The organism is Faecalibacterium intestinale (assembly GCF_040096575.1).
GTDB classification, from domain to species: domain Bacteria; phylum Bacillota; class Clostridia; order Oscillospirales; family Ruminococcaceae; genus Faecalibacterium; species Faecalibacterium intestinale.
In genome coordinates this window covers 1-15,079 of record NZ_JBBMEN010000021.1, presented here as the reverse complement: position 1 = coordinate 15,079, position 15,079 = coordinate 1, and the positions used below count along the sequence as shown (strand labels likewise).

The following is a 15,079-nucleotide window of genomic DNA, read 5'->3' as shown; positions in this document are numbered from 1 at the left end:
CTCATCTTACTGAAAGCTCGGTGGATAATTCAAAAATCTCAACACGGTTAGGCAGCATTTGCGCACGATTGTTGAATGAATCTGATTTTTGGCTTATAAGGCAATAGAATCCATATATCTATTTGTGACTTTTTTGTTGACTTTTGGAGACACGGGTGCATTTTGGTCGTCCAACTGGGTTCGTATATGAAGGCTTCTTTTTCTGGCTAATATCGATTTGAATGATTACATCTTGGTTACAGGTTATAAGTTGTGGGTGCAGAATGGCCTTTCCCGTCGGCTACCTATTGAGGGCATCTTTTTTCAAGACCACTTTCAACTTCAGGCACTGCCATTGGTTGCAAAGTTCCACCCTCCATCGGTCGCCCCGCAGACCGATGTTATTTTAAACGAGTAGCCACATCAACTATATTTTCCAAGAACTTTTCAACAAATTTCTTTTTCTGGTAACAAAAAGCCCTTTTTCATCGGCTACCAATTAGAGGGACAATTTTTCAGAAGCTTTAAATTCCGAAGATTTTCTATAAAACTCCGTTCTTTGAAAACAGAATAGTTCAATCGTCCGGTACTTCACAAAAGGTACTTCTGTAACTCGCAGCCCGGTCATAACGAAGACGGGGTGGCTGAAATGCCAATGGTGCGGTGTGAATCCGCTGCCGGACGATTCCCCACTCCTAGGGTGCCGAGGGCGAATATGGGAGACCTATATCATATTGACGCAGATGGGCTGCAAGCCCATCTGCGATGCGAGAGCTGGAATTGCTGCCAGTTCTCTTTACATTATCACCTAACCGCAGCCTTGCTGCAAAGGATGACACACTTTTTGACCTTAAACTACTTATGCAGAAGGAGTGCCTATGAAATTTAACGATGCCTATTCCCAGATGTTTCCCGGTTGCCCCGATGCCGTCAGCCTTCAGCAGGCTGCGGAGATGCTTGGTCTGAACCGCCACACGGTCGGGGAACTGATCCGTTCCCGCCGCCTGTTTGCGCTTAAAATCGGCCGCACCTATCGTATCCCGAAGCTGAGCGTGATCGAGTTCCTGCTCACCGGACAGAGCACCTTCCCGGCTGGAAATCCGCCGCTGGATGTGGTATGCTGTGGGTGCAGCAACGGACAGCACGCCTGTTGACCCAAAGGAGGTTTATGATGAAAACTACAGGGTCTGTCCAAGAGAAAAATGGACGTTTCTATTTCGTGATCAATCTTTATGATGCCAACGGCAAGCGGAAGATCAAGTGGATTTCCACAGGTCTGACCGTCCGGGGCAACAAGCGCAAGGCGGAATCCATGCTCCGGGAAGTATTGCTCCACTATGATGAGACCGGGGAGCTGCCCACAGGGCGGGGCGGAGCCTACGAAAAAGTAGATGCTAAAACCGCCAAGCCCCTGCCACTGCCCCTCCAACCCGTCAACAAGTCGGAGATGTTGTTTCTGGACTATCTCAACGAGTGGGTGCAAGTCCACAAGGCATCCATCCAGCCTGCAACCTTTATCAGCTATAATCAGATGATTCAGGGACGTATCACGCAGTACTTCAGGCCGCTGGGCTTGAAGCTGTGCGAGGTCACGCCGCAGGTGCTGGATGAGTTTCAGGAGAAGATCTTGCTGGAGGGCTATACCACCAACACGGTCATTCACTACCACGCCATCTTCGGTAAAGCGTTCAAGGATGCCGTCCGCAAGGACTATCTGGAAACCAACCCGATGCTGAAAGTTGACCGCCCGAAGAAGAACAGCTTCCGTCCCAACTTCTACTCCAAGGATGAAGTCCAGCAGCTGCTGGAAGTCTCGCAGGATGACCCCCTGCACCTGTGCATCCTCATTACAGCCTACTACGGTCTGCGCCGCAGCGAGGTGCTTGGGCTGAAGTGGTCGTCTATCGACTTTGAGCGCAAGTCCATCACCATCAATCACAAGGTAACGGAACAGTTGGTGAACGGCAAGTACGTTCCTGTGGTCAGCGATGTGATGAAGAACAAGACCAGCTGCCGTACTCTGCCGCTGATCCCGGCTGTGGAAGAAGAACTTCTGAAGCAGAAGGAAAAGCAGCAGCTTTACCGCAAGCTGTTCAAGAAGAGCTACAGCACCGAGTATCTGGATTTCGTCTGCACCGATCAGGAAGGCAAGCTGATCCGCCCGAACTTCGTGACGGAGCACTTCGACTGGCTGCTTCGGAAGTATAGCTTGCCCCGCATCCGCTTCCACGATCTGCGCCACAGCTGTGCCAGCCTGATGGTGATGAACGGCGTATCCATGAAGCAGGTTCAGGAGTGGCTGGGGCACAGTACCTTTTCTACCACCGCTGACATCTACGCACATCTCGATTACAAGAGCAAGGAAGGGTCGGCTGGGGTCATTGCCGGGCTGTTAGAAATGAAAAAGTAAAAAGACCGTTGCATTCTACAGCAGTTTCAACGAACGGTAGTATTTCTAACGGATTCAACAGGCGGCCTGTTAAAGTTCCTGTTGGAGAGAATTTAGGAGAGAACGGGCTTTCAAAGTAGGATCTTAGCTATTGTTGTCACAGCATCACCGTTGGATTTGGCAGCAAAAAAGGCGCAGATTCGTTTGAATCTGCGCCTCTGGCGGAGTAGCAGGGATTTGAACCCTGGCGTCCCTTGCAGGGCCTACGAGATTTCGAGTCACGCCTCTTCGACCACTTGAGTACTACTCCTTGTTGTATTTCGAGAGGAAATTGCAAGTTGTATATTGCTGATTTCCTCTTGAATCTTAGAAATTTAATGTTAGAATATTGTTAGAAAACGCATCGTTCAGACAGGTTCTGAAGCCTGTCGGGACATCAAAATCGACGTTCTCTCGTGCGATATGGAGATTTCCGGCGAAGCATCCACTTGGATTTCGAGTCGTTCTCGTTACGACCGCTTCGATACATCTCCATGATAAACTTTATATAGTATAGCAAAAAAGCCTGTTGGCGTCAACACTTTTTCGCATTCCAAACCCCGGGGCTGCGGTGCAGCAGTCCCGGGGTTTTCAGCTTTTTGCGCAGCACGGAAAATTTTGCAAAAAGGGACTGGTATTTTTGCGGGTTTTGAGTATAATAGAGAAGAGATAGTTCAAATTTGAAGTATAGCAGTTTGCGTTTTTAATGCCTTGGCAACATCCGCAAACTGCATATCGCAAATATGCCGTTTTGATAGGCGCTATTCTTGAAAATTGCGATAAAAAGGAGAATCACATCCATGGCACAGGCAAAACAGGATATGGGCTCTGGCAGCGTAAAAAAGCTGATGCTGCAGCTCATGATCCCGGCGGTCGTTGCACAGGTGGTCAACCTGCTGTATAACATTGTGGACCGCATTTACATCGGACATATTGCCGGCATCGGCGCGGCAGCGCTGACCGGCGTGGGACTGTTCACTCCCATCCTTATGCTGCTGAACGCATTCGCCATGCTGGTGGGCGCGGGCGGCGCACCCCGCACCGCCATTGCGCTGGGACAGGGCGACAAGGAGCAGGCGGAAAAGATCATCTCCAACAGCTTTACCATGCTGCTGCTCTTTTCGGTGGTGCTGACCGTGGTGTTCTACGCCGGAGCACCCACCCTGCTGCGGCTCTTTGGTGCCAGTGACGCCACCCTGCCCTATGCGCTGGCGTACAGCCGCATCTACATTCTGGGCTCGGTGTTCGTGCTGCTGGTGCTGGGCATGAACTCCTTCATCACCACGCAGGGCTTTGCCAAGACCAGTATGCTTACCACCGTCATCGGTGCGGTCATCAACATTATTCTCGACCCCATCCTGATCTTTGGTCTGGGTCTGGGCGTGCGGGGCGCTGCCATTGCCACCGTGCTCAGTCAGGCGGTGGGCGCGGTGTGGATCCTACGCTTCCTTACCGGCAAAAAGACCATCCTGCGCCTGCGCAAGGACTATATGCGCCCGGAAAAGCAGGTCATCCTGCCGGTGATGGCGCTGGGCATCTCCACCTTTGTGATGATGTCCACCGAAAGCCTGCTGTCCATCAGCTTCAGCTCCAGTCTGGCGCGGTACGGCGGCGACGTGGCTGTGGGTGCCATGACCGTCATCACCAGCGCTTCCCAGCTGTGCACCCTGCCCATTCAGGGCATCTGTCAGGGCGGTCAGCCGGTAATGAGCTTCAACTTCGGCGCGGGCAAAATGTCCCGCGTCAAGGAGGCGTTCCGCTTCCAGCTGCTGCTGTGCGGCTGCTACACCTGCCTGTTCTGGCTGCTCATGATGCTGGTGCCGGGGGCTGTGGCGGGCATCTTCACCTCGGATACCGCCCTTATTTCCTACACCACATGGTCCATGCGCATCTATATGGCAGGTATCTTTGCCATGGGCTTCCAAATCGCCTGCCAGCAGAGCTTTATGGCGCTGGGACAGGCCAAGGTCAGCCTGCTGCTGGCCTGTCTGCGCAAGATCATCCTGCTGATCCCGCTCATCTTCATCCTGCCGCACCTGCTGCCGAACCCGGTGTTCGGCGTCTTTCTGGCAGAGCCGGTCAGCGATATTCTGGCGGCTACCATTACCACCATCACCTTCTTCTCCCGCTTCAACGGTATTCTGGAGCGTGGCGCTGCAAAAGTGTAATAAATTAGAACAAGCCCGGAAAGTCTGCGGACTTTCCGGGCTTGTGTTTTCACGGGAGGGCAGCGGGCTCGCCCTCTCAGTCACCTTCGGTGACAGATTCCCCCTTTTGTCGCTGTGCGACATCTTCCCCCGGAACGGGGGAAGTCTTTCCTCAAAGGGAGAGCCCTTGGCATAACGGTACAGTTTCCGATTCAAGTGCAAAGTGTGCGGTTTCGCCAGAGCCTCTCCCTTTGGGAGAGGTGGCACGGCGCAAGCCGTGACGGAGAGGGCGAGGACGCTTATGGGGGAGCGCACTCCAGCACACCAATTATTTCTCAGCCTTTACCGTCTCCGGCTCACCCAGAGCCAGCACCTTCGTCAGCTCAGCCTGCACCTTCGCGTTGGTGGCATCGGTGACGGCCAGCACGTCGGAATAGAACTTTTCCATCTCGTCGCGGGTGGAGAAGGTAGCCACATACATCTGGTTGCCCATGGCACCGGACAGTGCCTCGGGGATGCGGTCTACCATGCGCATATTGTCCTGATACTTCTGCATCAGCTGCTCATGGCTGTAAACAAAGCTCTTGCCGTCCCGGCGGCCGGCAAAGGCGCAGTAGTAGTGCTCACCCACCGGCATATCGGTGCCGCCGAAGGCGATCATGTCCGCCCAGATCTTGTACACGTTGGTGGAACGGGCAAAGTCGATCATGTCCGGGGTAAAGCCACCGCAGGGGCGCATATTGACCTCCAGCGCCACGATCTGGCCTTTTTTGCCCATGCTGGCCTGATCCTCGGTCATGCGGAAGAACTCGAAGTGGACAAAGCGGCTCTTCACCCCAAAGCTCTTGACGGCGGCACGGCCTGCGGCGCGGGTGTCCTCCGGCAGATCCTTGATGATGTAGTAGATGGAGTTGTCATCGTTGTTCACGATGTCCATGATGGACACCGGGCTCACATTGCCTGCCTCAAAGATGGGGTTGCCATGGGCGTCGATGATGGCATCGTAGCTGTTCACCTCGGCGCGGACGAACTCCTCCATGATGTAGGCCACATCCGGGTGCTCCTTCTCCTTGTAAGCCAGAAATTCTTCCAGTTCCTTGTCGGTGGAAAGGCGGTGGGTATCCGAAGCACCCACGCCGTTGTCCGGCTTGACCACCACCGGGTAGCCCACCTGCGCCACAAAGGCCTTGCAGCCTGCAAGGTCATCCACCATGTGGTAGCGGGCGGTGGCGATCCCGGCCTTCTGATAGTACTCCTTCATCTTGCTCTTGTACTTGATGCGGGGCATATCAGAGGTCTGGAAGCCGCTGGTAATGTGGAAATCGGTGCGCAGGGCGGCATCCCGTTCCAGCCAGTATTCATTGTTGGACTCCAGCCAGTCGATGCGGCCATACTTGAAGGTGAAAAAGGCCACGGCACGGTACACCTCGTCGTAGTTTTCCAGACTGTTCACCTTGTAGTATTCGTTCAGGCTTGCCTTCAGTTCGGGCTTCAGTTCCTCATAGGGCTGGTCGCCGATGCCCAGCACGTTCAGGCCGTTGTTCTTCAGCTCCCGGCAGAACTGCCAGTAGTTCGTGGGGAAGTTGGGGGAGATAAAAATAAAGTTCTGCATAGTATTTGTTGATTCCTCTTTCCGTTACCTCTATGATTGCAATGCCCCTGCGGGGCGGGACAGACTTTAATATTGGGAAACAACGGCGCGTCCATGGACGCGCCGTTGTGCCATTTTCACGGGATGGGTCACTGCTGGCCCAGAATGTAGGGCATATAGTACGCCACCTGCTTGTACCACCAGTTCCAGTCGTGGTTGACATCGTGACCCCACAGGTCTACCCAGATGGGGATATGCTTTGCTTCAAAGATGCGCTTGAGCAGCCATGTGGTGTCCGGCTGTTCCCAGTCGCCCTGACCGCAGCAGATGACCGCCTTCTGATTGCGGAACAGCTGCATATAGGGGTGATCTTCCGGGAAGTTCTTCATGTAGTCCACGGGGGAGTTCATGTACACCAGCTCGTCCATATAGTCGCCAAAGCCGTAGTGGGCAGTGTAGATGCCGCTGAGTGCCAGACAGCCGCAGAAGATATCCGGGCGGCGCAGGTACAGGTTTACCGCGTGGGTAGCGCCCAGACTGCACCCGAAAGCGATGACGCCGGGCAGGTCGCTCCAGCCGTTGCGCTGCTGCGCCAGATGCTGAAGCATCGGGGCGGCCTCGCGGGTGATGTAGCGCAGCCACTGCTCATAGCGGCGGATACGCCAGTAGGGGTTGCCCTGTGCGTCCGACCATGTTTCCTGATCCATGGTGTCGATGGAAAGCACCATGATCTGCCCGGACTCGATCCACGGGGCAAGGGTGTCGGTCATGTGGAAGTTTTCAAAATCAAAAAAACGGCCGTCCTGACAGGGGATATACAGCATCGGGCGGCCGGCGTGGCCGTAAAGCTTGCACTCCATATCCCGTCCCAGTTCCGGGCTGTACTCCTTGAAATACTGCATCTCCATGGTGTTTCCTCCTTTGATAGTCTGTGCAATCAAAACCCCTTTGGGTTTATCAAAAGTGGGCAGCGGGCTCGCCCTCTCAGTCATCGCTGCGCGATGCCAGATTCCCCCTTTTGTCGCTGCGCGACATCTTCCCCCGGCCGGGGGAAGTCGGCCCTCAAAGTGGGAGCCCTTGGCAGTCCACGCAAACTTCATCTCTTTGCCAAGGCCTCTCCCTTTGGGAGAGGTGGCAGTGAGCAAAGCGAACTGACGGAGAGGGCAAGGACGCTTCCCATAAGCGTTTTTTATTCCTCTACCTCATACAGCAGGGTGTGGAACACGAAGGGCAGCTGTTTTTCCCAGCTGGCCTCGCTGTGGGTGCCGCCGGGCACGATGCGGCTGGTCAGGTGGATGCCCCGGGTCATCAGCTTGCCGCTCAAGGCAGAAAACTCCCGGCGGATGCCCTCGTGGTTGCCCATCTCCCGGGAGCCGTAGTCCATGTACAGCACCGTGCCGGGGGCAAGCTTTGCACGCCCCACAAGGCCGGAAAGCTTATCCGGCGCCACCCAGATGGAGGGGGAAAGTGCCGCTGCGCGGCTGTAAGTATCGTTATATTGCAGCAGGGCATACAGGCTCATCAGCCCGCCCATGCTGCTGCCGCCGATAAAGGTATTTGCCCTGTCCGGCAGGGTGCGGAAATTCTGGTCGATCAAAGGCTTGAACCGGTGGATGAACCAGCTCATGGTGGCCTGTCCCTTGCCGTCAAAGTGACCGTAGGTGGGGTCATCGAAACGGTAGGGGGAATACTCCACCAGACGCTCGTTGTTTGCCCCGGCGTTGCACTCGATGGCCGCCACGATCAGCGGGGTGTCGGTATAGTCCAGATAATCCGCCACGCCCCAGCTTTTGCCGTAGGTGGCATCCTCGTTGAAAAACACGTTCTGCCCATCGAACATATACAGCACGGGGAACCGGCGCTCCGGCTGTGCCTCGTACATGGTGGGCAGGTAGACATACGCCCGGCGCTGCTCGGTGCCGTTGACCGCCGGGTAACTCATGCTCCATTTTTTGATCATGGTGCTTCTTTCCTCTCAAATCTTCCTGCAAAGGGCACAGGCGGCAAGCCCACGCCCTTTATAGGTAGTGTAGCACCATGCGGCGGGAATTGCAATCTTTATGCGCAAAGGCGCGGCGGGACGATTTAGAATGCGCTCCGCTTCGCTTTGCGTATCATCAGCGGAAATATTATTTATAATTTCGCAATTCTGGAAAATCTGCGGAGCTTGTCGGGGCAAAGCCCCTCCATCTGCTAACGCAGACCGCTCTGCCGCTTAAAAGCCCCACTGGGGCTTTCATTGCTACGCAAACGCGGATTTTCCAGAATTGCCTTTTCACGGGAGGGGTCGTAAAGGCAAACGGCATCTGCGGTGATGCAAAAGGGACTGCTGCCCCAGACGGTATGCAGCAGTCCCTTAAAAAGCCGTAGGGTGACAGGCGGCTCAATATTTCTTTTCCACAGGCACGATCCAGCCCTTGGTATCGGGCAGCTTGCCCCACTGCATACCGGTCATGGTGTCGTACAGCTTCTGGGTGACAGGGCCGATCTTGCCGTCGCCGATGAAGGCGTGCTCGCCCTTCCAGACCAGCTCCTTGACGGGGGAGACGACAGCAGCAGTACCGGTGCCGAACACCTCTTCCAGCTTGCCTTCACGGGCAGCAGCCATGATGTCGGCAATGGCGATCTTGCCCTCAACGACCTCGTAGCCCCAGTCCTTCAGCAGCTCGATGCAGCTGCGGCGGGTAACGCCGGGCAGCACGGTGCCCACGGTAGCGGCGGTGTAAACCTTGCCGTCGATCTTGAACATGATGTTCATGCTGCCCACTTCTTCAACGTACTTCTTCTCCACGCCGTCCAGCCACAGCACCTGTGCGTAGCCCTGCTCCTCGGCCAGCTCGCCGGCCTTGATGGAAGCGGCGTAGTTGCCGCCGCACTTGGTAAAGCCGGTCAGACCCGGGGCGGCGCGGATGTACTCGTCCTCCACGTAGATGCGCACGGGGTTGATACCCTCGGCGTAGTAAGCGCCGGAGGGAGCGCAGATGATGCAGAAGATATAGTGCTTGGAAGCGTGCACGCCCAGACCCACATCATTGGCAAAGATGAAGGGGCGGATGTACAGAGAAGCGCCATCGGTGTGGGGCACCCAGTCGCGGTCCACGTCCACCAGAGCCTTGACAGCCTGAATGTAGTCCTCTACCGGGATCTTGGGGATGCACAGACGGTCGGCAGAATCCTGAAAACGCTTGGCGTTGCAGTCCGGGCGGAACAGCTGCACGGTGTCGTCAGCGGTGCGGTAGGCTTTCATGCCCTCAAAGATCTCCTGTGCGTAGTGGAACACCACGGTAGCGGGGTCCAGCTCAAAGGGGCCGTAGGGAACGATGCGGGCATCGTGCCAGCCTTCGCCCTCGGTGTAATCCATGACGAACATATGGTCGGAGAACTTTTTGCCGAAGCCGAGCTTCGTCTCATCGGTGGGCTTTGCCTTGGGCGCAGCCGTGCGGGTGATCTTGATATCCAACATAGTGAGTTTCCCTCTTTCCTTTTATGCGCGTGCGCACGATTTCCGGCGCTTTATGACACAAATGTTGGTTTCTATTATAATATTCCCAGCCGGTTTTGCAAGGAATCACAAAATGTTTCATCTTTCCACCCGGTAAGTTGCACCAAATTATGAGCATAGTGGTGTGCAAACTGCCAAATCTATGATACAATAGGGGCACAAAGCACTTTTGCGGGGCACAGCCCCGCTTTTCTATGGAAGGAGCATACTGCCATGATCGACAGCGTTATTTTTGATATGGACGGCCTGATGTTCGACACCGAGCGGGTGTGGGCGACCCTGTGGGAGCCGGCACTTGCCACCCTTGGGCTTTCTTATAAGGAAGGGTTGGACGTTGCCGCCCGCGGCACGGCGGGAGACACCATGCGGGCGGTGCTGCGCCGCTTCTACGGGGAAAACTGCGACACGGATGCTATCATCGAGGCGCTGCACGCACAGGCGGAAAAGGCGTTTCAGGCACCGCCGCCCAAAAAGCCCGGGCTGGACGAAATTCTGACATGGCTGGACGCGCAGCACATCCCCATGGCGGTGGCTTCCTCCAGCCGGATGGCGTCTATCCGGCACCATTTGGACGGCTGGGGTCTGACCCACTATTTTAAGGTGATCGTCTCCGGCGAGCAGTTCTCGGCTTCCAAACCCGACCCAGAGATCTTTCTGCGGGCAGCGGAAGCGCTGGGCACTGTGCCCGGCCGCACCCTTGTGCTGGAGGACAGCTACAACGGCGTGCGCGCTGGTGCCGCCGGGCACTTTGTCACCGTGATGGTGCCGGACATGGCCCCCGCCAATGACGAGATGCGCCGTCTGTACACCGCCGAGTGCCGCGATCTGTACGAAGTATTGGACGGGTTGCAGAACGAAAGGTTCTGACCGTAAAAACATCATGCCGGACAGCCCGCAGGCTGTCCGGCATGATGTTTTCTTTATTCTTCAAATTCCAGATCGCTGGGCTGGATGAGGTCAAGCTCTGCGGCAGGCTCAGCCACAAGGCGGCGGCTCTGGTTGAAGATGGCCTTTTCCAGCGTGTTGCGCGCCAGACGGCCATTGCCGGCGGTGCGGCTGTCCAGCGCCTGACGGCGCTTGTAGTACCCCAGCAGCGGGAAGGTGCAGCTCTCGGCAAGGCGGTAGCCCTTGCCCTTTGCCAGCACGGCGGTGATGTCCAGCAGCTCGTCCGCCGTATAGTCCGGGAACTCGATCTTGTTGGGGAAGCGGCTGGCAAGGCCGCTGTTGGCGGTGAGGAACACCTCCATCTCCTTGGTGTAGCCCGCAAGGATGACCACCAGCTCGTCCCGGTGATCCTCCATGCCCTTTACAAGGGTGTCGATGGCTTCCAGCCCAAAACTGTCCTGCTCGCCGCGGTACAGACTGTATGCTTCGTCAATGAACAAAACCCCGCCCAGTGCGCTCTCGATGACGCTGTTGGTCAGCGGGGCGGTGTGCCCGGTGTAGCGCCCCACAAGGTCGGCGCGGGTCACCTCCACCAGCTGCCCGCCCCCCAGCGCACCGATGGCCTTGAGGTACTTTGCCACCAGCCGGGCAATGGTGGTCTTGCCGGTGCCGGGGTTGCCGGTAAAGATCATGTGCATGGACAGGCTTGCGGTCTTGAAGCCCGCCGCCGCGCGGCGCTGCTGTACCTGTAAATTGTCTGCCAGACCGAACACATACTCCTTGACCGGGGCAAGCCCCACCAGCGCATCCAGTTCGGCGCGGATCTGCTCCACCGCGCCGGTGTAGGCCGCCGGCAGCAGGCTGAACAGGTCTGCCGGGGCGGCACCGTTCAGCGCAAATTGCAGCCCCTCGGGCGCGGCGGTCAGCGCCACCGTGCCGGACAGCTTTGCATCGGTCTGCAAACAATACTCGCTCAGGGCGCGGAAAATGCGCTCACAGCAGTCTGCCAGCCCCTCTGCGCCCTTTTCCTTGGAGCACTGCGCCGCCACATAGTCCCGCACCTCTGCCCCGGCGGTGAGGGTCAGCCCCAGACGGCTGTGCACCCGCTGCGCCAGCGCGTTCAGCTGCTGCGCCGCCAGCGCGGCGAGTGCTTCCGGGGTGAAGGGGGCGGTCTGGCACACATCCCCTACCGCCGCCACAAAGGACGCGCCGAATTTATCTGCCAGCGCTTCCCGTCCCTTGCGGGAGAAGAAGATCAGGTACTTGCCGCAGGGGTCGATGCGGCTCACTGCACCGGGGGCAAGCGCCGTGCCGGCTTCCACCAGAATGCCCTCCTTGTTGACCAGATACCGGCTGGACAAAGGCGCACTGCCCTTGACCGCGAGGTCGGAGAGGATGCGCAGAAAGCCGGGGTGGCAGCTCTCGTAGTGCTCGAACACCACGATCTCGCCCGGGGCGTGCAGCGCAGCGTACAAGTCCTGCAAAAACAGCTTTTCCGCGCCGGGGTCGGGGTAGAGTGCGAGATCCATCACCGCCATCCGGTCGCTCTGCAAAAGCCCCCGCGCCGCCATGATGCGGGCAGTCTCTGCCAGCGCAAAGTGCCGTCCCGTGCCCGGTGCGCCCCACAGCAGGATCACGTTGCGGGCGGCTGCGCCCTCGGTGCCCAGCACAAAGGGGCGGCGCATTGCCCGCACCACGCTGTCCACAAAGGCATCCTGCCCGAGGACAGTCTTTTTTACCTCGGCGGCAAGGCCCTCAAAGCTGCCCAGCTGCTCCGGCTTTGTGTCCGCCGTGCCCTTGGCCAGCAGGCCGTCCGCTTCCATGTCCCGCAGCATTTGGCGGCTGTCCTCCAGCGCCGTCTGCACCCCGGCATCCTGCGCTTTCAGCCGGGCGTTCTGCTGCTTGAGCATTTCGTCCAGCTGCTTTTGCTGTTCCAGCAGCGCTGCGTTCAGATCAGGCAGGCCGCTGCCCGCCGTTTTTTTGGGCTGCGGCTTTTCCGGCTGCGGCTGTGCGCCGCCGAACTTCAGTTTGCCGCCCGCGCCGAACACGCCGTTCATCAAGCTTTCCCAATCATCGGTATATGCCATGGTGCTGCCCTCCATCGGTGTTTTTCTTCCAGTATAGTGAACTGCGCGGCATTTTGCAAGGGATTCCCTCTTGAAAAAAAGCCTGTTGTCCGATACACTGAATATAATGAATCTTACAAGAAGGAATGAAGCTGACCATGGCTGCAAAAACGCCTGCCCAGTGGAAAACACTGTTTGAAAACGAACCCTTCCACCGCGAAAACTACTACACCGGCCCCCTTGGGCCGGACTACACCCCCGGCGGCACCTGTCTGCGGCTGTGGGCCCCCACCGCCGAAGCAGTCACCGTGACCTTGTACCATAAGGGAGACGGCGGTGCCGTGCTGGGCACAAAGCCCCTTGTGCGCGGGGCACAGGGCGTGTGGAGCATCTGGCTGCCCGGGGAGCAGCACGGCCGCTACTACACCTTTGCCGTTACCGTAAACGGCATCACCCGCGAGACCGGCGACCCCTACGCCCGGGCGGTGGGGGTAAACGGCGTCCGCAGCATGATCGTAGATCTTGCCCGCACCGCGCCCTCCGGGTGGGAGCGGGATGTGCGCCCCGCTATCCCCCCGGCGCAGCGCGCCGTGTGGGAGGTGAGCGTGCGGGACTTCTCGCAGGATGCCGCCAGCGGGGTACGCCCGGCATGGCGGGGCAAATATATGGCCTTTACCCAGCAGGGCACTACCCTGCACGGCGACGGCATCCACCCCACCTGCCTGAACTACCTCAAGCGGCTGGGGGTAAAATACGTCCAGCTGATGCCCATTTTCGATTTTGGCAGCGTGGACGAAGCAAAGCCCTTGCTGCGGCAGTATAACTGGGGCTACGACCCCACCAACTTCAACGTGCCGGAGGGCAGCTACTCCACCGACCCCACCCGGGGCGAGGTGCGCATCCGGGAGTGCCGGGAGATGATCGCCGCCCTCCATGCGGCGGGCATCGGGGTGGTGATGGACGTGGTGTATAACCACACCTACCGCACCGAAAATCCCCTGAACAATACCGTGCCCTATTACTTTTTCCGGCAGAATGCGGACGGCAGCTTTTCCAACGGCAGCGGCTGCGGCAACGAGTTTGCCAGCGAGCGCCCCATGGCGCGGCGGTACCTCATCGACTCCATCCTCTATTGGGCAAAGGAGTACCACATCGACGGCTTCCGCTTCGATCTGATGGGTCTGTACGACGCCGAGAGCATCAACGCGGTGCGTGCCGCACTGGATGCCCTGCCCGGCGGACGGGACATCCTGCTGTACGGCGAGCCGTGGCAGGGCGGTGCCAGCCAGCTGCACCGGTACGAAGCCAACAAAGCGAACCTTGCCATGCTCAACGAGCGGGTGGGCATCTTCTGCGATGACACCCGGGACGCCATCAAGGGCGGCTGCTTCGATGCCCGGGAACCGGGCTATGTGGAGGGCAAGCCCGGCAGCTTCTGGGATATCGGCGCAGCGGTGGCGGCATGGTGCCGCAGCGACCGTCTGCCGCCCCACGCGCCCAGCCAGATCGTAAGCTACGTTTCCGCCCACGACAACTTTACCCTGTGGGACAAGCTGCTCTGCGTCCGCTACGAAAAGCCGGAGTTCACCGCCCGGGACACTGTGGCGCTGGCGCAGAACCGGCTGGCGGCGGGCATCTACCTGACTAGCTTCGGTCTGCCCTTCATGCAGGCGGGCGAAGAGTTTGCCCGCACCAAAAAGGGCGTAGGCAACAGCTACCGCTCCTCTCCCGCCCTGAACCGGCTGGACTGGAACCGCGCCGAGCAGTACCACGCCCTTGTGGACTACTACCGGGGGCTTCTGGCACTGCGGGCAGCCTTTCCCCGGCTGGGCAGCACCGACCGTCACGCCCCGGAGGCTTTGCAGTTCTTTGCGCTGGAGCAGCCGCTGGTGGGCTGGACACTGCCCGCCGTCTGGGGCGACGGCGCAGCATGGAGCGCTTTGTGCGTCTTTTATAATCCCACCGAAACCGCCTGCACCGTTCCCCTGCCCGCCGGGCAGTGGAAGCTGCTGAGCGACGGCACCTCCTCCAGCCTGTGGCGCGGCCCCAGCCGTATTTTTACCGGCAATGTCCCCCTTGCGCCGTACAGTGCTACTATTTTGGGTGCGGTGTAAGACGATTTGAATGCGCGCCGCGTCTTCCGGGTTGCGGCACCCAGCATCCGCATCGTGCCTTGGGCGGCACTTGCGTCTTGCTGGCCGCGGCCCCAACAACTCCTCCCTGTTTCCGCCACTGGCGGCGGTCGTCGTCGTTGCAGCGGAAAATTATTTGTGATTTGTAAATCGGGAAAATCTGCGGATTTTCCCGATTTACTTTTTCACGGGAGGGGTCGTGGCGGGAAACGGCATTTACAGCGCCTGCTTCCTGCGGAAGCGCGGCGCTGTGGGTGTGCCCGCTCCCCCTTGGGGAGCTGTCGCGCAGCGACTGAGGGGCTATAAATGGAGAAGCGAAAAAAGCGTTAAAGCGATAGCGCCGACTGGC

General features: G+C 58.1%; 10 protein-coding genes and 1 tRNA gene. 5 read left to right on the top strand and 6 right to left on the bottom strand.

Annotated elements, in window-relative coordinates; genetic code table 11:
* Positions 1–857: 857 nt before the first annotated feature.
* Together WMO20_RS11680 and WMO20_RS11675 are read left to right on the top strand one after the other, a co-directional pair.
* A complete protein-coding gene (locus tag WMO20_RS11680; RefSeq protein ID WP_118658586.1) occupies positions 858–1,133 on the top strand; it encodes a helix-turn-helix domain-containing protein in 276 nt (91 codons plus the stop codon).
* Positions 1,134–1,198: 65 nt separating this feature from the next.
* Entirely contained in the window at positions 1,199–2,389 is a 1,191-nt protein-coding gene (locus WMO20_RS11675; RefSeq protein WP_349186950.1) for a tyrosine-type recombinase/integrase, read from the top strand.
* Positions 2,390–2,587: 198 nt separating this feature from the next.
* Here the strand turns inward: WMO20_RS11675 and WMO20_RS11670 are convergent.
* A tRNA-Ser gene (locus WMO20_RS11670) sits at positions 2,588–2,678 on the bottom strand.
* Positions 2,679–3,207: 529 nt separating this feature from the next.
* Here WMO20_RS11670 and WMO20_RS11665 point away from each other — a divergent pair.
* A complete protein-coding gene (locus WMO20_RS11665) occupies positions 3,208–4,575 on the top strand; it encodes an MATE family efflux transporter (protein ID WP_349186949.1) in 1,368 nt (455 codons plus the stop codon).
* 307 nt (positions 4,576–4,882) lie between these two features.
* Here the strand turns inward: WMO20_RS11665 and WMO20_RS11660 are convergent, their stop codons facing one another.
* The 4 genes from WMO20_RS11660 to WMO20_RS11645 all read right to left on the bottom strand — a co-directional run bounded on the left by WMO20_RS11660 (position 4,883) and on the right by WMO20_RS11645 (position 9,608).
* A complete protein-coding gene (locus tag WMO20_RS11660; protein WP_349186948.1) occupies positions 4,883–6,166 on the bottom strand; it encodes an ATP-grasp domain-containing protein in 1,284 nt (427 codons plus the stop codon).
* Positions 6,167–6,294: 128 nt separating this feature from the next.
* Positions 6,295–7,053: an esterase family protein gene (locus WMO20_RS11655; protein WP_349186947.1), complete on the bottom strand. Its 759-nt coding sequence runs from the start codon at positions 7,051–7,053 to the stop codon at positions 6,295–6,297.
* A 281-nt stretch (positions 7,054–7,334) separates the two neighbouring features.
* Complete coding sequence (locus WMO20_RS11650) at positions 7,335–8,105, bottom strand: alpha/beta hydrolase (protein WP_349186946.1); 771 nt, start codon at positions 8,103–8,105, stop codon at positions 7,335–7,337.
* Between the two features lie 423 nt (positions 8,106–8,528).
* A complete protein-coding gene (locus WMO20_RS11645; protein ID WP_316541117.1) occupies positions 8,529–9,608 on the bottom strand; it encodes a branched-chain amino acid aminotransferase in 1,080 nt (359 codons plus the stop codon).
* 252 nt (positions 9,609–9,860) lie between these two features.
* Here WMO20_RS11645 and WMO20_RS11640 point away from each other — a divergent pair, with 252 nt between their 5' ends.
* Positions 9,861–10,514: an HAD family hydrolase gene (locus WMO20_RS11640; protein WP_349186944.1), complete on the top strand. Its 654-nt coding sequence runs from the start codon at positions 9,861–9,863 to the stop codon at positions 10,512–10,514.
* Positions 10,515–10,567: 53 nt separating this feature from the next.
* On the opposite strand, the gene WMO20_RS11635 is transcribed toward WMO20_RS11640, so the two are convergent.
* Positions 10,568–12,634, bottom strand: coding sequence for an AAA family ATPase (locus tag WMO20_RS11635; RefSeq protein ID WP_435387769.1), 2,067 nt, complete (start codon positions 12,632–12,634; stop codon positions 10,568–10,570).
* 110 nt (positions 12,635–12,744) lie between these two features.
* Here WMO20_RS11635 and pulA point away from each other — a divergent pair, with 110 nt between their 5' ends.
* The gene (gene pulA, locus WMO20_RS11630) at positions 12,745–14,712 is read left to right on the top strand and encodes a type I pullulanase (RefSeq protein WP_349186942.1); all 1,968 of its coding nucleotides are present in this window, start codon (positions 12,745–12,747) and stop codon (positions 14,710–14,712) included.
* Positions 14,713–15,079: the final 367 nt, after the last annotated feature.